The sequence below is a fragment of the Streptomyces sp. BBFR2 genome, assembly GCF_044497305.1.
Taxonomy (GTDB): domain Bacteria; phylum Actinomycetota; class Actinomycetes; order Streptomycetales; family Streptomycetaceae; genus Streptomyces.
The window spans coordinates 4,770,910-4,789,343 of sequence record NZ_CP172415.1 but is presented as its reverse complement, the minus strand read 5'-3'; the positions used below and the strand labels follow the sequence as shown (position 1 = coordinate 4,789,343).

Below are 18,434 nucleotides of genomic sequence, written 5' to 3'. Positions count from 1 at the left end.
CCGGGGCCGTACGCCACGGGGCCGCCCGCTCAAGCCGCAGGTGACGGCCGGGCCCCTACGGGGGAGGGGCCGCCACCCCGGTCTCCCCGGTGGCGGCCCCTCGCGTCGTGGGCCGGGCCGTACGCCACGGGGCCGCCGCCTCCCGTTCGGGAAGACGGCGGCCCCGTTCCGTGCCGGTCAGCCCCGGTAGTCCTGGCCCAGGACGACCGTGATGTCCGCGTTGGCGGCGCCGCCGGCCTTGTGGACCGCGCCCGCCGGCAGGCCCAGCGTCTTGGCCACCTCGTCCGCCTTGCCCCGGTCGGCGGCGTCCGCGTACGTGACCTGGGAAGCGGCCTGGGCGGCGCCCGCGGTGCCGCCGCTGACGTAGGTGTAGCCGCCGTTGACCAGGGCCGCCTGCGCCTTGGCCGCGGTCTTGGCGTCGCCGGTGGCGTTGCGTACCGAGACCCGCGGGGTGGCGTCCGGGTCGGTCTTCCTGACCGTGCCGCCGAGGACGTTCTTGACGACGGAACCGGCCGCCTCGGGGCCCAGGGTGCCGTTGGCCCGTACCGGCAGCAGCAGCGTGCCGTACGCGCCGGTCTTCGCCAGCTCGGCGCGGACCGCCAGCGAGCTGCCGAGCTGCGCCTCGGTGAGCGGCGGGTCGAGCACCTGGAGCAGCGACTTCACGGTGGCGGTGGCGCCGTCGGCGTCGCTGGAGACCTTCTTCAGCGTGGCCTGCATGATCTGGCCGAACCGTGCGAGCTGCTTGTCCTGGGTCTCGCCGGGGCCCCGGTAGGTGGCGTAGGCGACCGCCGACTGGCCGTTGAGGAGACGGTCGCGGCCCGGCTTGACCAGGGGCGAGTCGCCCTTCTTCGCCCCTGGGACCGTGGTGTCGGTGTCGACGGAGACGCCGCCGACGGTCTCGACGAGGTTCTCCAGGTACGGGGTGTCGAGCCGCCAGGACGCCTTGAGATCGGCGCCCAGGAGGGTGCCCAGCGCGTCCCGGGTGGGCTCGGTGCCGTCGTCCTTGACGGACTTGCCGAGGGTGGTGGCGGTGCCGTCGTCCTTGGTGAGGATGAGGTTGTTCGGCAGCAGGACGGTGGTGCCCTTGCCGGTGGTCTCGTTGTCGACCAGCAGGGCGGTGGAGCTGTCGCCGGTGCGGGTGTCACGGAGGTGGACGACGAGGACGTCGCGCTTCTGCCCGGCGCCCGCCTCGGCGGCGGGGGCGCCCGGACCGCTCAGCCCCGGCAGCTTCCCGGCCCACCAGAGGTAACCGACACCGCCGGTCACCAGCAGGACGAGCACCACCACGAGGGCCACCCGGCGGCTGCGTCCGCGCCGCTTGGCCTCCTCGCGGCGCTCGGTGCGGCTCTCGGTGAACTTCAGCCAGTCGATGACGTCCTCGGAGTCCTCGTCGGGCTCCTCGATGAACGCGAACTGCTCCGTGCGGTACTCCGGGTCCCGGTCGGCACCGGACGCGGACGGTCCGGAACCGTCGGCCCGGTCCGCGTCCTCGGGCGACCGGCGCTGCTCCGGGGGGCGCGGCGGCTGCTCGCGGTGGCGCTGCGGCTCCTCCGGGTAGCTCTGCGGCACGTCCGGGTAGCCCTGCGGCACGTCCTGCTCCACCCGGCCCCCGCCCTGGAACGGGTCGGCGTGACCGGGCTGCGCGTACCCCTGCGCGCCGTACTGCTGCCCGGCGTGGCCCTGCTCCCCGTAGGGGGCCCGGCCGTAGGCGTCCTGCCCGTAGGCGGAGGGCTCGTACGACGGCTCGTACGACCGCTCGTACGGCTCATGGGCGGGCGGCGCGTAGGGCGCCTGCTCGTACGGGGGGCGGGGGGCCTGCTGCGGGACCCAGTTCTGCTGCGGTGCGGGGGCGCCGGGCGCCGGGTTCCCGTAGGGGTCGTAGCCCTGGGCGGTGCCGTCGTAGCCCTGGGCCTGGCTCCCGTAGGGGTCGTGGCCGCCGTAGGACGCCGGGTCGCCGTACGGTGCGGCGGGCCGCCCGTAGGGGTCGTAGTGCTGGTCCTGGCCGGGCGCGGTGTCCCGCACCGGCTGCCCGTACGCGTCGTAGGTGTACTCCGGCCGGCCCTGCCGCCGTTCGTGGGCGTACGGGTCGGGGGTGTACGGGTCCTGCGGCCCGTACGGGTCCTGTCGGTCGGTCACCGGTGCCCCTTTCGATCCGCCCCGTCAGCCGTTGTCGCGGTAGAGCTGCTTCTTGTCGATGTAGCGCACCACGCCGTCGGGGACCAGGTACCAGACCGGGTCGCCCTGGGCGACGCGTGCCCGGCAGTCGGTGGAGGATATGGCGAGCGCGGGCACCTCGACGAGGGAGACCGCGCCGTCGGGCAACCCGGGGTCGGCGAGGACGTGGCCGGGCCGGGTGACGCCGATGAAGTGCGCCAGGGAGACCAGTTCCTCGGCGTCGTGCCAGGTGAGGATCTGCCCCAGCGCGTCGGCGCCGGTGATGAAGAACAGATCGGCGTCGCCGTGCAGCGCCCGCAGGTCACGCAGGGTGTCGATGGTGTACGTCTTGCCGCCGCGGTCGATGTCGATGCGGCTGACGGAGAACTGCGGGTTCGACGCGGTCGCGATGACCGTCATCAGATAACGGTCCTCGGCCGGGGACACCAATTTGTGGCTCTTCTGCCACGGCTGCCCGGTCGGGACGAAGATGACCTCGTCGAGGTGGAACTGGCTGGCCACCTCGCTGGCGGCGACCAGGTGTCCGTGATGGATCGGGTCGAAGGTCCCGCCCATCACTCCGAGTCGCCGCTTCACGGGCTCTGTGTGCTCTCCCATGCGTGCAGACCCTACTGGGCGCCGCGCGCTGCCGGAGGCCGGGGACCGGCTCAGCGGTCCCGGTTGAAGCGGGTGGTGATGACCAGCAGGAGGAGCAGGACGACGAAAGCCCCGCCGCCGGTGACGAGCGGGTTGAGGCTGTCGTGCTGGCCGCCCTCGGCGAGGGAGACCAGGGACTGTGCGGGGGTGTGCAGGCTCATTGTCGGGGGACCAATCCGGGCTGGGGGCGGGCAGAGACTTCCGCCACATCGTAAGCGCCGGGCCCGCGCGGGCTCACGGCGACTCCGCCGGCGACCGGCGCGGACGGCCGCCCGGCGGCCTCACTCCCCCGGCCGCGTCCGGTCAGTTGCCGTCCGAGTCGCCGTAGCCGCGCAGCAGGAGCCAGGCGAGGAGTGCCGCACCGAGGACACCGACGATGATCACGCCGCGGAGCAGCCATCCGGGGCCGTCGTTGGCGTGGGAGACGCCGGTGGCACCGGCCGTCGCGGCGGCGTCGGAAGCGGCGAGCAGCACGCTCGGAATCGTCATGGCGGGGCGCTCCGTTTGTACGGGACTGTGCGGTCATGTGGTGCGAGGTCAGCGTACGCCCGAGCATCCAATCGGCTGTCAGCGGCGTCCTCTAGTCTGAATCACACGCAGTCGAACAGGGGGAGGCCCCAATGACGGAGAGCCCAGGCGGCGAGCGGGTACCGAGCCGGGACCGCAGGCGGTTCCCCGGTATCTCGTCCCGTTCGTACGAACACCCGGCGGACCGGTCGGCGCTGGTGGCGCTGCGCAAGCTCAGCGGGTTCGACACCGTCTTCAAGACGCTCAGCGGCTTGTTGCCGGAGCGCAGCCTGCGGCTGCTCTTCCTGTCGGACTCGGTGCGCGTCGGCGACCGCCAGTTCGCGCACCTCAACGACATGCTGCGGGACGCCTGCTACATCCTGGACCTGGAGAAGGTCCCGCCGATGTACGTCAATCAGGACCCGCAGCCCAACGCCATGTGCATCGGGCTCGACGAGCCGATCATCGTGGTCTCCACCGGTCTGGTCGAGCTGCTGGACGAGGAGGAGATGCGGGCGGTCATCGGCCACGAGGTCGGGCACGCCCTGTCCGGGCACGCGGTCTACCGCACCCTGCTGCTCTTCCTCACGAAGATGGCGCTGCGGGTGGCGTGGATCCCGCTCGGCAACGTCGCGGTGATGGCGATCGTGACGGCGCTGCGCGAGTGGTTCCGCAAGTCGGAGCTGTCGGCCGACCGCGCCGGTCTGCTGGTCGGGCAGGACGTCCAGGCGTCGATGCGCGGCCTGATGAAGCTGGCGGGCGGCAACCACCTGCACGAGATGAACGTCGACGCGTTCCTGGAGCAGGCGGAGGAGTACGAGTCCGGCGGCGATCTGCGCGACTCCGTGCTGAAGATCCTCAACGTCCTGCCGCGCAGCCACCCCTTCACCACGGTGCGCGCCGCCGAGCTGAAGAAGTGGGCGGCCAGCCGCGACTACCAGCGGATCATGGACGGCCACTACCCGCGGCGTGACGAGGACAAGGACACCTCGGTGTCCGACTCCTTCCGCGACTCCGCGTCCCATTACGCCGACTCGGTGCGTAACAGCAAGGACCCGCTGATGGGCCTGGTGCGGGACATCGCGGGCGGTGCGGGCGACCTCGGCGGCAAGCTGCGGGACACGGTCTTCCGCGGCCCGCAGCACCCCGGTGGCTCCGGTGGCGACGGCGCTAACGGATCGGGTGGCTCGGAGCCGGCTGGGAAGTAGCGGCGAGCCGGCCGCAGAGCGAGGGGTTCGCCCACTGGCGGGAGTAGGGATCGGTACCCGCCGGACGGGCGTCCCCCGCGCGCTGGCCGGCCAGCAGCGGGCGCAGGACGTCCGCCTGGGGGGAGCAGGTCATCGGCCCGGCCTGGAGGGTGCTCTGCGCGACCTCCAGCCGGTGGTCGGCGAGGTCCTCGCGGTCCAGCCGGAAGCGGATCTCGCGGCGGACGGTGAAGAGCGAGGAGGCGCCGGGCACGGGCTTCCCGGTGCCGTGCTCGGCGTGCTGCGCCGCGCCGCCGGTGGCCCGTACCGCGTAGACGAAGGTGTAGTCGGCGGTGACCTCCAGGGAGTCGGGGCCGCTCTCGGAGGTGGCGAGGGTGCCGGAGACGCGGACGTTCCGGTCGGCGAGCGCCGTCGTGGAGCGGTCGAGGCGGACCAGCCAGCCGGTCGCCGCGTGCCGTCCGTCGTCGACGGGGCGCGCCATGGAGCGGTCGAACTGATCGAGCTGCCCGGTGTCCAGCAGCAGCCGGACGGAGCGGACGTTCCCGCCGGTCAGGGTGGCCGGGTCGACCGAGGAGCGGATCAGGTACTCCTTCGCCAGCCGCAGGGCCTCGATGACCTGACCGCCGGAGAAGTGCGCGGTGCGGGACGCGTTCGACGGGATGGTGATCCCGGCGGCGCCGGTCTTGAAGTGGGCGGCCGGGCTGTGGGCGAAGAGGTCACCGGGGGCGCCGCCCGGCACCGCGCCGGGCGGGGTGAGCGGCACCACCGACGATCGCAGCGGCTGGGCGCCGGGCCCGGGATCGGCCGTCTTGTACGGGTGGCGGACGCCCATGTAGATGGCGGTGCCGAAGGCGATGACGATCAGCAGGACCAGCAGCAGCGCCTGGCGTGAGCCGGGCAGCCGCGTCCACGGGCGGCGGGGGCGGACGGCGGGCGCGTGGTGTTCGCCGAGGCGTTCGTCGGCGGAGTTCTCCTGGAGCCGGGCAGCGCGGATGAACGACTCGTCGAAGACCATCGACCGGTATTCGTCCTCGCCGCCTCCCGGAGCGCCTTCCGGCGTCCCCTCGGGAGGGTCACCTCGTCCGCTCATATCACCAGAGTAGGTCGGCGGGGTGGGACGTAAACGTCGTGGGGCGGACGGATACGGCCCGGCGGCGCGGAGCGCGCGGCGGCCGGGGCGGCGCCGGGGGCGTCAGGGCGTCCGGGGCGGCTCGGACGACGGGACGGCCCCGGTGGACGTGGGCGGCGGCAGGCCGGGGCGGGCCGGGCCACGGCCGGGCGCGGGGCCGCCGGACGGGGCGTCCGTGGAGGCCGGGGGCCGCCCCGGGGCGGCCCCACCACCGCCGCGCTGCACGGCCGTGAAGGCGAGGGCGACGAGGCCGACGCCCATGACGACGGCGAGCACCCAGGCCACCGGGCGGTGCCAGTGGGCGGTACCGCGGTAGGGACGGAGCGCGCCGCCGTAGGGGCCGTACGGGCCGTAGGGCGCGAAGGTGTCGTCGTCGTACGGGCTCGGGCCGCGGGGGTCGTCGTAGGGGTCGCCGCCGTCGTGCTCGGGGCCGACGGCGAGGCCGGCGCGGGCCTCGGCGGCGGCGACGAGGCGTTCGACGGCGGAGGGTTCGTGGATCTGCGCGGCGCGGACGAACGCCTCGTCGAAGACCACGGAGGCGAAGTCCTCGTCCGCCGCTCCGTGGCTCCCGTGGTCGTGCTCGTCGGGCTGTTCGCCGTCCGGGAACGGCGTGCCCCCCGCGTCGTCCGGCACGCGTCCAGATTAGCCCCGTCCGGGCGGCTCGGGCAGGGAGCGGAGCTGACGGTCTCGCCCGGGGCTGCCGGTGGCGTCCGGGGCGAGGCCGTCGTCCGGCCGGGGGTCAGCGGGTGTGCCCGTCGCCGGTGACCAGGTACTTCGTGGAGGTCAGCTCGGGCAGTCCCATGGGGCCGCGGGCGTGCAGCTTCTGGGTGGAGATGCCGATCTCGGCGCCGAAGCCGAACTGGCTGCCGTCGGTGAAGCGGGTGGAGGCGTTCACGGCGACCGTGGTCGAGTCGACCAGTTGGGTGAAGCGGCGGGCGGCGGCCTGCGAACCGGTCACGATGGCCTCGGTGTGGCCGGAGGACCAGCGGCGGATGTGGGCGACGGCCGCGTCGAGGTCGGGGACGACGGCGGCGGCGATGTCGTACGAGAGGTACTCGGTGGCCCAGTCCTCCTCGGTGGCGGGGGCGACGAGGCCGGGGCCGGCCTGCTGCCAGACGGCGTCGCCGTGGACGACCACCCCGGCCTGGGTGAGGGCTTCGAGGGCGCGGGGCAAGAACGCCTCGGCGATCCCGGCGTGCACGAGGACGGTCTCGGCGGCGTTGCAGACGCTGGGGCGCTGGGCCTTGGAGTTGATGAGGATGCCGAGCGCCATGTCGATGTCGGCGGCCTCGTCGACGTAGACGTGGCAGTTGCCGGTGCCGGTCTCGATGACCGGGACGGTGGACTCCTCGACGACGGTGCGGATGAGCGAGGCGCCGCCGCGCGGGATCAGCACGTCGACCAGGCCGCGGGCGCGCATCAGCTCCTTGACCGAGTCGCGGCTCTCGCCGGGCACCAACTGGACGGCGTCGGCGGGCAGCCCGGCGCCCGCCACGGCGTCGCGCAGGACGGTGACGAGGGCGGTGTTGGAGGCGTACGCGGAGGAGGAGCCGCGCAGCAGGACGGCGTTGCCGGACTTCAGGCAGAGGGCGGCGGCGTCGACGGTGACGTTGGGCCGGGCCTCGTAGATGATGCCGACGACGCCGAGGGGGACGCGGATCTGCCGCAGGTCGAGGCCGTTGGGGAGGGTCGAGCCGCGGACGACCTCGCCGACCGGGTCGGGCAGGGTGACGACGTGCCGGACGTCACCGGCGATGGCGGCGATCCGCTCCGGGGTGAGGGTCAGCCGGTCGACCAGCGATTCGGGGGTGCCGGCGGCGCGGGCCTTGGCGATGTCCTCGGCGTTGGCCGCGACGATCTCGTCGGTGCGGGCGACGAGGGCGTCGGCGATGGCGAGCAGGGCGCCGTCGCGGTCGGTCCGCGGCAGCGGCGCGAGGAGGGCCGCGGCCTCCCGGGCGCGGGCCGCGGTCGCGAGAACGGGTGAGGAGTGCGAGGCGCTGCTGGTCATGGGCGGAAGACTAGACGAGCGGCGACGCGGATCCACGGGGTGGTTCAGGGAGCGGACGGGGCGGGGACGGTCGGACGCACGTCGCCGGGCCCGGCGGGGCGGCCGGGCGCGGGGCTGCGGGTGCGGGTCGGCCCGGTGCGCCGGGCGGCCGCGTCCCCCGGGCGGCCCGATACGTCGGGCGGCCGCGTGCCTCGGGTGGCCCGGTGCGCCGGGCGGCCCGATACGCCGGGCAGCCGCGTGCCCCGGGCGGCCCGATGCGCCGGGTGGCCGCGTCCCCCGGGCGGCCCGATACGCCGGGCGGCCCGATACGTCGGGCGGCCGCGTGCCCGACAGCCCTGGGGGCTGGGGCCCGGCGTCCTGCCCAGCGGCACGCACCGGCACCCGGTACGCCCTTCGGCCGCGCCGCACGGCACGCACCGGCCGGTCGCGTCCGCCCGGTCGCCCCGCCCCCTCAGTACGGGTGTACCCCCACCGGCGCCGCCGGCGGGGGGCCGTATCCCTCCGCGATGCGCTGGTGGTAGGTGTCGCGGTCGATGACCTCCAGGCCGACGATCTCCCAGGGGGGCAGGCCCGCGGTGGAGCGGTGTTCGCCCCAGAGGCGGAGGGCCACGGCGGCGGCGTCGTGCAGGTCGCGGGCCTCTTCCCAGTACCGGATCTCGGCGTGGTCGTTGGCGTAGCGGCTGGTCAGCAGGAACGGGTGGTCGTGGGCGAGCTGTTCGAGGGCGCGGCGGACGTCGGCCAGCGGGGCGTCGGCCCCGGAGACGCTGAGGGTGACGTGCCACAGGCGGGACGGCTCGCGGCCGTCGGGCGCCGGTTGCGGTGCGGCGCGTGGCCGGTCGCGTGGGGTGTCGGGCCGGACGTCCGGCGGGGTGCCGGTCCCGACGCTGATCAGTCCGGCCCCCGCCGTCCCCCGGCGCGGTGCCCCTGGACGCCCTCGTACCACGGCGGCCTCCTGTGCTGCGAATGATGCGAATCGCCTCGCGCGGGCGCGGGGCCGATCGGTGCGGTCTTCCTCGGCGTGTTGCGGGCGCCCCTCAGATGCGGCGCCCCCGCAACAAAGTGGACCAGTCCACGGAGCGTCGCGGGGGCGTTTTGCCGAAGGTCCCCGCGGAAAGGGGGCACACCGCTCCGGTTCGGGCGCCGCCGCGCCCGCTGCTGACGGCGGCGTCACCGGTGGGGCGGGTGGATCCGGCGGCGCCGCCCCGGCGTCAGGGGCCGAGGAGGACGAGGTCGTCGCGGTGCACGACCTCGCGCTCGTAGGCGGGTCCCAGTTCGCGGGCGAGGTCGCGGGTGGAGCGGCCGATCAGCCGGGGGATCTCCCGGGCGTCGAAGTTGACCAGTCCGCGGGCGACGGCGGTGCCGGACGGGTCCCGCAGCTCGACCGGGTCGCCCGCGGTGAACTCGCCCTCCACCGCGGCGATCCCGGCGGGCAGCAGCGAGGAGTTCCGTTCGACGACCGCGCGCACCGCGCCGTCGTCGAGGATCAGCGCGCCGCGCGGGGTGGAGGCGTGCGCCAGCCACAGCAGACGGTCGGCGGAGCGGCGGCCGGTGCGCAGGAAGTGGGTGCCGGTGGGGCCGCCGGCCAGCGCCTCGGCGGCGTGCACCGCGGAGGTCAGGACGACGGGGACGCCGGCCGCCGCGGCGATCCGGGCGGCCTCGACCTTGGTGACCATGCCGCCGGTGCCGACCCCGGCGCGCCCGGCGCTGCCGATCTCGATGCCTTCGAGGTCCGCGGGGCCGCTGACCTGCGCTATCCGCGAGGTGCCGGGGGTGGACGGGTCACCGTCGTAGAGCCCGTCGACGTCGGAGAGGAGGACGAGGAGGTCGGCGCGGACGAGGTGGGCGACGAGGGCGGCGAGGCGGTCGTTGTCGCCGAAGCGGATCTCGTCGGTGGCGACGGTGTCGTTCTCGTTGACGATCGGTACGGCGCCCATGGCCAGGAGCTGGTCCAGGGTGCGGCAGGCGTTGCGGTAGTGGGCGCGGCGGCTGGTGTCGTCGCTGGTCAGCAGGATCTGCCCGACGCGGCGGCCGTAGCGCGCGAAGGAGGCGGTGTAGCGGGCGACGAGGAGGCCCTGGCCGACGCTGGCGGCGGCCTGCTGGCGGGCGAGGTCGCGGGGGCGGCGGTCGAGGCCGAGGGGCGCCAGGCCCGCGGCGATGGCGCCGGAGGAGACCAGCACGATCTCCTTGTCGCGGTACTTCGCCAACGTGTCCACCAGCGCGTCGACGCGGTCGGCGTCCAGCCCGCCGGCGGCGGTGGTCAGCGAGGAGGAGCCGACCTTCACCACGACCCGGCGCGCCTCGGCGACGCCCTCGCGCGGCCCCGCGGCTCCCGAGGTCCCGCCGGTCGCCGTCCCCTGATTCGCCCCTGCCACCTGCTACCCCTGTGCTCGCGTCCGTTGCCGCCGTGCGGGGCGGCCCGCGGGCCGCCCGTGCGGGCAATCTACGGCAGCGGGCGGGGCGGCCGCGTGGCGATATCGCCTGGCGGACGGCGTGGTGGACGGCGTACGCGGGCGGGCGGCGGGGTGTGCTCCCGCTCACGCCGGGCGGTGCGGGGCGTGACGCCGGTGCGCGGCAAGGGCGTTGACGTTCCGGGAGGTGAGGACAAGTCGGTTAAGACGCCGATGACGCCTTCGGGGTTGCGCGCGTTTGGTCCGCATTCGCGGTGATGAGAACCACAGCAGATTGTCACCGGAGCCAACAAGGTCATACGGTCGGGTGTCCACCGGTCCCGTTTCCGCCGCCCAGGCGGCGTCGCAGCGCGGGGCCCGGCCGCCCCCTCGGCCTCCACCTGACCTTCTCTTTTTGCTGCCAGGAGCCCTCCCCCGTGCCTTCCGCCGGAATCGCCCCCCGACGAGCCGTACAGCTCGCGGCGCTGTTCGCGATGATGGTCGCCTTCATCGCCCAGCTTCTCGGTGCGCTGTTGCCCGTCATACCCCTGTTCATCGTCGCGTCCGTGGCCAACCTCGGCCTCGATCTGTTCCTCCAGCACAAGCAGCCCGGGCTGCTCGCCGTGCTGGGCCGGGTCCGCTTCGATGTAACGGTTCGTCAGCTACTGCGCGACATGCTGATCCTCGTCGGCCTGCTGCACATCGACGGCATCAACCCGCTCGTCGAGCAGGCGCCGCTCACCATCGCCCTGCTGGCCTTCTACGGCACGCACTTCGTCTGCCAGGCCCTCGCGGTGCTGGTGCGGCGCAGCCGCGCGCTGCCGTTCGTGACGCGGAACGTCGACGCGAGCGCGCTGGGGCTGTCCGACGCGCCGCCGCGGCTGCTGTCCCGGCAGACCGGCCGCCGGCTGCTGCGCTTCTCGGTGCCCACCACGGCCGGCATGGTGGTCACCGCGATCACCACGGACGCGTTCTGGGGCGGCATCGGGCTGGCCGTCTCGCTGCTGCTGTCGATCGGCGGCTCGCTCTACCTGAGCACCTGGCTGATGCCGAAGAAGCGCGTCCTCGGCGAGGCGCGCGCCCTGGAGTGGCTGGACAGGTGGCTGGCCGCGTATGAGCCGACGGTCGGTATGTACTTCTCCGGCGGCGCGTCCTCCGCGTACCAGGCGAACATGTGGCTCTCCACCCTCGCCGGTCTCGACGGCAAGCCGATCATCGTGCTCCGTGAGCGGTTCATGGTGCAGAAGATCGAGGCGACGGACATCCCGATCGTCTGCATTCCCAAGGTCGCCAACCTGATGCGCCTGGAGCACTCCGCGCTCAAGCTGCTGCTGCACCCGGCGAACTCCGGCAAGACCTCGCAGATCCTGCGTATCCCCTCCATCAAGCACGCCTTCATCAACCACGGTGAGAGCGACAAGCTGTCGTCCTGCAACCCGTACGCGAAGGCGTACGACGAGGTGTGGGTCGCGGGTCCGGCGGCCCGCGACCGCTACCAGCTCGCCGACATCGGCGTGGAGGACAAGGACGTCGTCGAGGTCGGCCGCCCGCAGCTCGCGCCGATCCTGCCGTACGCGGGCCCGCCCGCCGCGGACCGGATGACGACGGTGCTGTACGCCCCGACCTGGGAGGGCTGGGACGGCAACCCGGGCAACACCTCGGTGATCCTGGCCGGCGAGAACATCGTCCGGGCGCTGCTGGCCGACCCGAAGGTGCGGCTGCTGTACAAGCCGCACCCGATGACCGGCTCCGTGGACCGGCGGGCGGGCGCCGCCAACGCCCGTATCCAGGCGATGATCGCGGAGGCCAACGCCCGGCGCGGCGGCGAGCGGCCGGACGCCGGAGCCGCGGCGGAGCTGGAGCGGTGCGAGGCGGAGCTGGCCGCGCTGACCACCTCGGCGTTCCGCAAGAGCGCGGACGAGCTGGAGCGGATGCGGCTCCAGGGCACGCCGCCGCAGGGCCGCGCGGCCGCCGTCGCGGCCGCCGCCGACGCCTGGGAGCGCGCCTACTTCGCGTCCTTCCCGGCGTGGGAGCACCTCGTCATCACCACCGCGCGCCCCGGCATCTTCGGCTGCTTCAACCAGGCGGACGTGCTGATCAGCGACGTCTCCAGCGTGGTGTCCGACTACCTGACCAGCGAGAAGCCGTACGCGGTCGCCAACACCTCCGGAATGGCGGAGGAGGAGTTCCGTACGCAGTTCCCGACGGTGCGCGCCGCGACGATCCTCACGCCCGAGGCGGACGGCGTCGCCGGGCTGCTGGCGAGCGTCCGCGACCCGGGGCTGGACACCCTCGCGGCCGAACGCGCCGCGCTCAAGGAGCACCTGCTCGGCCCCTCGGACCCGCCCTCGCCGGTCCGCTTCAACCAGGCGTCGCTGGACCTGTGTGCCAAGGCCGACGCCCGCCGCGTCCGGATGGAGCACCGGCTGGCCGGCATCCCCGGGCAGCGCGCCCAGGAAGAGGAGAGCGCGGCGGAGCCCGACGCCCCGGAGGCGCCCGCGGCGGTCTGAGCCAACGGAGCGCGCACACCGGCCCGACGGGGCCCGCCGGTCAGCGGCGGGCCCCGTCGGCGTTCGCGGACCGCGTACGGGCGCCCGCTCCCGGCGGCCGTCCGTACGCGGTCGGACCATAGACTGGACGGGACATCCGCAGGCGACAGTCGCCGGTCCGGTACGAGAGCGAGCCGAGGGAATTCCGATGGCCGAGTGGCGCCCCGTGCGGCAGGTCCGCACGCATGAGCTGGTGCTGGAGAGCATCGAGGCGCAGGTGCTCGCCGGGGAGCTGAAGGCCGGGGACCGGCTGCCGCCGGAGCGGGAGCTGGCGCCGGTGCTCGGGGTCAGCCGCTCGGCGCTGCGCGAGGCGCTGCGGGTGCTGGAGACCATCGGGGTGCTGGTGGCGCAGGCGGGCCGGGGCGCGGACGCCGGGGCGCGGATCGTGCGCCATCCGGACGACGCGCTCGGCCGGCTGCTGCGGCTGCACTTCGCACTCGGCAGCTACAGCCTCCACGACGTCCTGGAGGCCCGGGTCACCCTGGAGCGCTCCAGCTTCGAGGCGGCGGCGCGGCACGGCGCGCCCGAGGCGCTGGACGAGGCCGGTGAGCTGCTGGAACGGCTGCGCGCCGAGGGCCTGTCCGCCGCGGAGTTCAACGATCTGGACACCCGCTTCCACGTCGCCATCGCCCGCAGCTCCGGCAACGACCTCACCTCGACGCTGACCTCCGCGGTCCGCGAGTCGGTCCGGCCGCTGATCCTGCGCGCCCTGGAGGACGCCGAGGACTGGCCGGCCACCGCCGCGGCCCTCAACGACGACCACACCGAACTGCTCCGCCTGGTCCGCGCGGGCGACGGCGCCGCCGCCGCGGACCTCGCCGAACGCCACATCCGCAGCTTCCACGGGACGCTCGTGGAGGACGAGGACGAGGGCGAGGACGAGCACGAGGACGGCGCGGCGGAGGACGCGGGCGCGTAGCCCGCACGGGCGTGGCCGGGGCCGCACGTACCCGGGGCCGCGCTCGCCATGGCCACGGCCCGCCTCCCGGTACCCCGCGCCACCTTCCGGCACCCCGCCTCCCGGCACCCCGCCCCGCATTCCGGCCCGCGGCCCGTCCGCCTCCCACCCCCGGCGCCCCCGTAATTCCCGGCCTCCGGCCCGCCCGCCACCGGGCTCCTCGCGCCCCCGCGCCCCGGCTCCGCCATGCCCGAGCCGCCCGCGCTCCCCTCCCCCGCCGCCGTCCGGCACCCCCATGCGCACGTCCGACGCACCCGTTCCGTACCGCCTCCCGCCCGGACTTCCGGACCGACGCTAGAATGGTCGGACCGTAAACTTAGTGGGAGGCGCTCCATGCGTATCGGACTCTTCGCCACCTGCCTGGGGGACACCCTCTTCCCCGACGCGGTGAAGGCCACCGCCCTGCTGCTCGCCCGTCTCGGGCACGAGGTGGTGTTCCCGCCGGAGCAGACCTGCTGCGGCCAGATGCACGTCAACACCGGCTACCAGCGCGAGCCGGTCCCCCTCGTCCGCGGTTTCGCGGAACAGTTCGGGGACGCGTCGATCGAGGCGGTGGTGATGCCGTCCGGTTCCTGTGCCGGTTCGGTCCGCCACCAGCACGAGATCGTCGCCGCGCGCTACGGCGACGCCGCGCTCCGCTCCGGCGTCGCCACCGTCAAGAAGAAGACGTACGAACTCTCCGAACTGCTGGTGGACGTGCTCGGCGTCACCGACGTCGGCGCGTACTTCCCGCACCGCGTCACGTACCACCCCACCTGCCACTCGCTGCGGATGCTGCGGGTCGGCGAGAAGCCGCTGCGGCTGCTGCGCGCGGTCGAGGAGATCGACCTCGTCGAGCTGCCGGAGGCCGACGCCTGCTGCGGCTTCGGCGGCACCTTCGCCGTCAAGAACGCCGACACCTCCTCGGCGATGCTGCACGACAAGCTCGGCCACATCGCCGAAACCGGCGCCGCCGTCTGCACCGCGGGCGACTCCTCCTGCCTGATGCACATCGGCGGCGGACTCTCCCGTATCCGGTCCGGCACCCGCACCCTGCACCTCGCACAGATCCTCGCCGCCACCCGCACCGCGCCGTACGTCCCGACGGAGGCCGTCCGATGAGCACCTTCCTGGGCATGCCCGCCGCCCCGCCCCGCGCCCCGTACGGCGCCGGCAACCTCCGCGGCGACCGCAGCTTCCCCGAAGCCGCCCACGACGAACTGCGCAACGAACAACTGCGCCGCAACCTCGGCAAGGCCACCCACACCATCCGCGCCAAGCGGCTCGCGGTCACCGGCGAACTCCCCGACTGGGAGCGGCTGCGCGACGCCGGATCCGCGCTGAAGACCGCCACCATGAACCGCCTCCCCGACCTCCTGGAAGAGCTGGAGCGCAAGGTCACCGAGCGCGGCGGCACCGTCCACTGGGCACGCGACGGGGTCGAGGCCAACGCCATCGTCACCGAGCTGATCGAGGCGACCGGCAGCCGCGAGGTCATCAAGGTCAAGTCGATGGCCACCCAGGAGATCGGCCTCAACGAACACCTCGAAAGCCGCGGCATCACCCCGTACGAGACCGACCTCGCCGAGCTGATCGTGCAGCTCGCGCACGACAAGCCGTCGCACATCCTCGTCCCGGCGATCCACCGCAACCGCGACGAGATCCGGCAGATCTTCCTCAAGGAGATCCCCGGCGTCGACCCGGATCTCGACGCCGTGCCCGCGCATCTGGCGGCCGCCGCCCGCGCCTACCTGCGGGAGAAGTTCATGACGACGAAGGTCGCCGTCTCCGGCGCGAACTTCGGCGTCGCCGAGACCGGCACCCTCGCCGTCGTCGAGTCCGAGGGCAACGGCCGGATGTGCCTGACCCTGCCCGAGACGCTGATCACCGTCATGGGCATCGAGAAGGTCATCCCCCGCTACCAGGACCTGGAGGTCTTCCTCCAACTGCTGCCGCGCTCCTCCACCGGCGAGCGGATGAACCCGTACACCTCGATGTGGACCGGCACCACGCCCGGCGACGGACCGCAGAACTTCCACCTGGTCCTCCTCGACAACGGACGCACCGCCGCCCTCGCCGACTCCGTCGGCCGCGAGGCGCTCAACTGCATCCGCTGCTCGGCCTGTCTCAACGTCTGCCCGGTCTACGAACGCGCCGGCGGCCACGCCTACGGCTCGACGTACCCGGGCCCGATCGGCGCCGTCCTCACCCCGCAGCTCGCCGGGATGCACGCCGCCAAGGACGACCCCAACAGCTCGCTGCCGTACGCCTCCAGCCTCTGCGGCGCCTGCTTCGACGCCTGCCCCGTCAAGATCGACATCCCGTCGCTCCTGGTCGAGCTGCGCCACCAGAAGACCGAACAGTCCGGTACCACCGCGGAGAAGCTCGCGATGAAGGCGGCGGCCGGCGTGATGAAGCGGCCCAAGGTCTACACCGCCGCGCAGAACGCCGCCCGCATCGGCCGCGTCGCCGGTGGCCGCGACGGCACCATCTCGCACCTGCCGCCGCCGTTCAACGGCTGGAGCGAGAGCCGCGACACCCCCGTCCCGCCCCGGCACACCTTCCGCTCCTGGCTCACCTCGGACGAGGGCACCGCCGCGCTGCGCGACGCCGCCGCCGAAGGCGCCCGGCAGCGCGCCGCGCACCCCGACACCCCCGAGGAGGAACGGTGACCACGACCGCACGCGAGACGGTCCTCGGCCGCATCCGCGACGCCCTGGCGCTCGCCCCCGCACCGGAGACGGACGTCCCCCGCGCCTACCGCACCGGCCGCACCCTCCCCGACGCCGACCGCCTCGCCCTCTTCACCGACCGGCTCGTCGACTACCGCGCCGAGGTCCACCCCTGCACCGCCGAGGAGACCGCGGCCACCGTCGCCGCCGTCCTGGCCGCCCGCGGCGCCCGCCTCGTCGGCGTCCCCGCCGGACTCGACCGCGCCTGGCTCGCCGCGTACGACGGCGAGGTCCGCGAGGACGATCCGGCGGTGCCACCACCCGCGCTCGACGCCCTCGACGGGGTGGTCACCGCCTCCGCCGTGAGCTGCGCCGAGACCGGCACGATCTTCCTCGACGGCTCCCCGGGCCAGGGCCGCCGCGCCCTGACCCTCGTCCCCGACCTGCACGTCTGCGTCGTGGACCTCTCCAGCGTGGAGGTCGGCGTCCCCGAAGCCGTCGCCCGCCTCGTCCCCGAACGGCCGACGACGCTGATCAGCGGCCCGTCCGCCACCTCCGACATCGAACTGGAACGCGTCGAGGGCGTCCACGGCCCCCGCACCCTGGACGTGATCATCCGGACGGACGTCTGACCGGACACACCACAACGGCGAGGGCCCCGGGAACACACTCCCCGGGGCCCTCGCCATGTGCCGGACGGCTCAGAACGGGCGGAAGCCGTCGTACTCCTGCTCCGCCTCGTCCCGCGCCGCGTCGCGGTCGCGGCGGCGCTGGGCCGCGGGCCGCGGCGCCTCCAGCCGGTGGTCCTCACCGCGCCGGCCGAGCATCTCCGCACCGGCGGCCATCGTCGGCTCCCAGTCGAAGACCACGGCGTTGTCCTCCGGGCCGATCGCCACGCCGTCACCGGTGTGCGCACCGGCCTTGAGCAGCGCGTCCTCCACGCCGAGCCGGTTGAGCCGGTCCGCGAGGTAGCCGACCGCCTCGTCGTTGTTGAAGTCCGTCTGCCGCACCCAGCGCTCCGGCTTCTCGCCCCGCACCCGGTAGAAGTGGTCGCCCTCCTCCGTGACCGTGAAGCCGGAGTCGTCCACCGCCTTGGGCCGGATGACGATACGGGTCGCCTCCTGCACCGGCTTGGCGGCACGCGCCTGCGCCACGATCTCGGCGAGCGCGTACGACAGCTCCTTCAGGCCCTGGCGGGCGACGGCCGACACCTCGAAGACACGGAAACCGCGCTCCTGGAGATCGCCGCGGATCATGTCGGCGAGGTCCTGACCGTCCGGGATGTCGACCTTGTTGAGGACGACGAGACGCGGCCGGTCCTCCAGACCGCCGTACTGCGCCAACTCTTCCTCGATCTTGTCGAGGTCGGAGAGCGGGTCACGGTCCGACTCCAGCGTGGCGGTGTCCAGCACATGGACCAGCACCTCGCACCGCTCCACATGGCGCAGGAACTCCAGGCCCAGCCCCTTGCCCTGGCTGGCGCCCGGGATCAGCCCCGGCACGTCCGCGATGGTGTAGACCGTCGAACCGGCCGTCACCACACCGAGGTTCGGCACCAGCGTGGTGAACGGATAGTCCGCGATCTTCGGCTTCGCCGCCGACAGCACCGAGATCAGCGAGGACTTACCGGCGCTCGGGAAGCCGACCAGCGCGACATCCGCGACGGTCTTCAACTCCAGCACGATGTCGCGCGCCTCACCGGGCTCGCCCAGCAGCGCGAAACCGGGCGCCTTACGGCGCGCCGAGGCCAGCGCGGCGTTGCCGAGCCCGCCGCGCCCGCCCTGCCCCGCGACGAAGGTGGTGCCCTGCCCGACGAGGTCGGCGAGGACATTGCCCTTCCGGTCCAGGACGACCGTGCCGTCCGGAACGGGCAGGACCAGGTCCTGGCCGTTCTTCCCGGCCCGGTGGTCACCGGCACCGGGCTGGCCGTTGGTGGCCTTGCGGTGCGGGTGGTGGTGGTAGTCGAGAAGTGTGGTGACGTCCTGGTCGACGACGAGGATCACATCGCCGCCGCGCCCGCCGTTGCCGCCGTCAGGACCGCCGAGCGGCTTGAACTTCTCCCGCATCACGGAGGCCACGCCGTGGCCTCCGTTACCCGCGGCGACGTGCAGTTCGACGCGGTCCACGAAGGTGGTCATGGTGAGGTGCCTCCAGATAACTACGGGAATGTCTCTGTACTAACACGCCAAGGGCGGACCGGCCTTCCCGCACGTGCGAGAAAGGCGGTCC

General features: G+C 73.8%; 16 protein-coding genes. 6 read left to right on the top strand and 10 right to left on the bottom strand.

Going from position 1 to position 18,434, the window contains the following annotated elements; translation table 11 throughout:
- Nucleotides 1–177: 177 nt before the first annotated feature.
- The 4 genes from ACGH2B_RS19430 to ACGH2B_RS19415 form a co-directional block, all read right to left on the bottom strand.
- Nucleotides 178–2,136 (bottom strand): LytR C-terminal domain-containing protein, encoded by a 1,959-nt coding sequence (locus ACGH2B_RS19430; RefSeq protein WP_399091114.1) that lies wholly within the window; start codon nt 2,134–2,136, stop codon nt 178–180.
- 24 nt (nt 2,137–2,160) lie between these two features.
- Nucleotides 2,161–2,772: a nicotinate-nucleotide adenylyltransferase gene (gene nadD / locus ACGH2B_RS19425; protein WP_399091111.1), complete on the bottom strand. Its 612-nt coding sequence runs from the start codon at nt 2,770–2,772 to the stop codon at nt 2,161–2,163.
- 50 nt (nt 2,773–2,822) lie between these two features.
- A complete protein-coding gene (locus ACGH2B_RS19420; RefSeq protein ID WP_399091108.1) occupies nt 2,823–2,972 on the bottom strand; it encodes a hypothetical protein in 150 nt (49 codons plus the stop codon).
- Nucleotides 2,973–3,114: 142 nt separating this feature from the next.
- A complete protein-coding gene (locus tag ACGH2B_RS19415) occupies nt 3,115–3,300 on the bottom strand; it encodes a hypothetical protein (protein WP_399091105.1) in 186 nt (61 codons plus the stop codon).
- A 131-nt stretch (nt 3,301–3,431) separates the two neighbouring features.
- Between ACGH2B_RS19415 and ACGH2B_RS19410 the strand changes: the two genes are divergently transcribed.
- Entirely contained in the window at nt 3,432–4,526 is a 1,095-nt protein-coding gene (locus ACGH2B_RS19410) for a M48 family metallopeptidase (RefSeq protein ID WP_399091102.1), read from the top strand.
- Here ACGH2B_RS19410 and ACGH2B_RS19405 read toward each other — a convergent pair.
- From ACGH2B_RS19405 to proB, 5 genes are all read right to left on the bottom strand, one after another.
- On the bottom strand, nt 4,489–5,613 hold the full coding sequence (locus ACGH2B_RS19405) for a hypothetical protein (RefSeq protein ID WP_399091099.1): 1,125 nt from the start codon (nt 5,611–5,613) through the stop codon (nt 4,489–4,491). The genes ACGH2B_RS19410 and ACGH2B_RS19405 overlap by 38 nt on opposite strands.
- Nucleotides 5,614–5,715: 102 nt before the next feature.
- Nucleotides 5,716–6,285, bottom strand: a complete 570-nt coding sequence (locus ACGH2B_RS19400; RefSeq protein WP_399091097.1) for a hypothetical protein — start codon at nt 6,283–6,285, stop codon at nt 5,716–5,718.
- A gap of 106 nt (nt 6,286–6,391) precedes the next feature.
- Nucleotides 6,392–7,660 (bottom strand): glutamate-5-semialdehyde dehydrogenase, encoded by a 1,269-nt coding sequence (locus ACGH2B_RS19395; RefSeq protein WP_399091094.1) that lies wholly within the window; start codon nt 7,658–7,660, stop codon nt 6,392–6,394.
- A gap of 451 nt (nt 7,661–8,111) precedes the next feature.
- On the bottom strand, nt 8,112–8,603 hold the full coding sequence (locus ACGH2B_RS19390) for a hypothetical protein (protein ID WP_399091091.1): 492 nt from the start codon (nt 8,601–8,603) through the stop codon (nt 8,112–8,114).
- A gap of 265 nt (nt 8,604–8,868) precedes the next feature.
- Nucleotides 8,869–9,945 carry a glutamate 5-kinase gene (proB, locus tag ACGH2B_RS19385; protein WP_399097128.1) on the bottom strand — a complete coding sequence of 359 codons (1,077 nt, stop codon included), beginning with the start codon at nt 9,943–9,945 and terminating at the stop codon, nt 8,869–8,871.
- Between the two features lie 539 nt (nt 9,946–10,484).
- On the opposite strand from proB, the gene ACGH2B_RS19380 reads away from it, so the two are divergent.
- The 5 genes from ACGH2B_RS19380 (at nt 10,485) to ACGH2B_RS19360 (ending at nt 16,837) form a co-directional block, all read left to right on the top strand.
- Nucleotides 10,485–12,557, top strand: coding sequence for a hypothetical protein (locus ACGH2B_RS19380; protein ID WP_399091088.1), 2,073 nt, complete (start codon nt 10,485–10,487; stop codon nt 12,555–12,557).
- A gap of 187 nt (nt 12,558–12,744) precedes the next feature.
- Nucleotides 12,745–13,515, top strand: coding sequence for a FadR/GntR family transcriptional regulator (locus ACGH2B_RS19375; protein WP_399091085.1), 771 nt, complete (start codon nt 12,745–12,747; stop codon nt 13,513–13,515).
- Between the two features lie 372 nt (nt 13,516–13,887).
- Nucleotides 13,888–14,655, top strand: a complete 768-nt coding sequence (locus ACGH2B_RS19370) for a (Fe-S)-binding protein (protein ID WP_399091082.1) — start codon at nt 13,888–13,890, stop codon at nt 14,653–14,655.
- Complete coding sequence (locus ACGH2B_RS19365; protein WP_399091079.1) at nt 14,652–16,205, top strand: lactate utilization protein B; 1,554 nt, start codon at nt 14,652–14,654, stop codon at nt 16,203–16,205. Before ACGH2B_RS19370 ends, ACGH2B_RS19365 begins: the two co-directional genes overlap by 4 nt.
- Nucleotides 16,202–16,837 (top strand): lactate utilization protein C, encoded by a 636-nt coding sequence (locus tag ACGH2B_RS19360; RefSeq protein WP_399091076.1) that lies wholly within the window; start codon nt 16,202–16,204, stop codon nt 16,835–16,837. The genes ACGH2B_RS19365 and ACGH2B_RS19360 overlap by 4 nt, the downstream gene beginning before the upstream one ends.
- Before the next feature lie 69 nt (nt 16,838–16,906).
- Here ACGH2B_RS19360 and obgE read toward each other — a convergent pair whose 3' ends face one another.
- The gene (gene obgE / locus ACGH2B_RS19355; protein WP_399091073.1) at nt 16,907–18,343 is read right to left on the bottom strand and encodes a GTPase ObgE; all 1,437 of its coding nucleotides are present in this window, start codon (nt 18,341–18,343) and stop codon (nt 16,907–16,909) included.
- Nucleotides 18,344–18,434 lie beyond the last annotated feature (91 nt).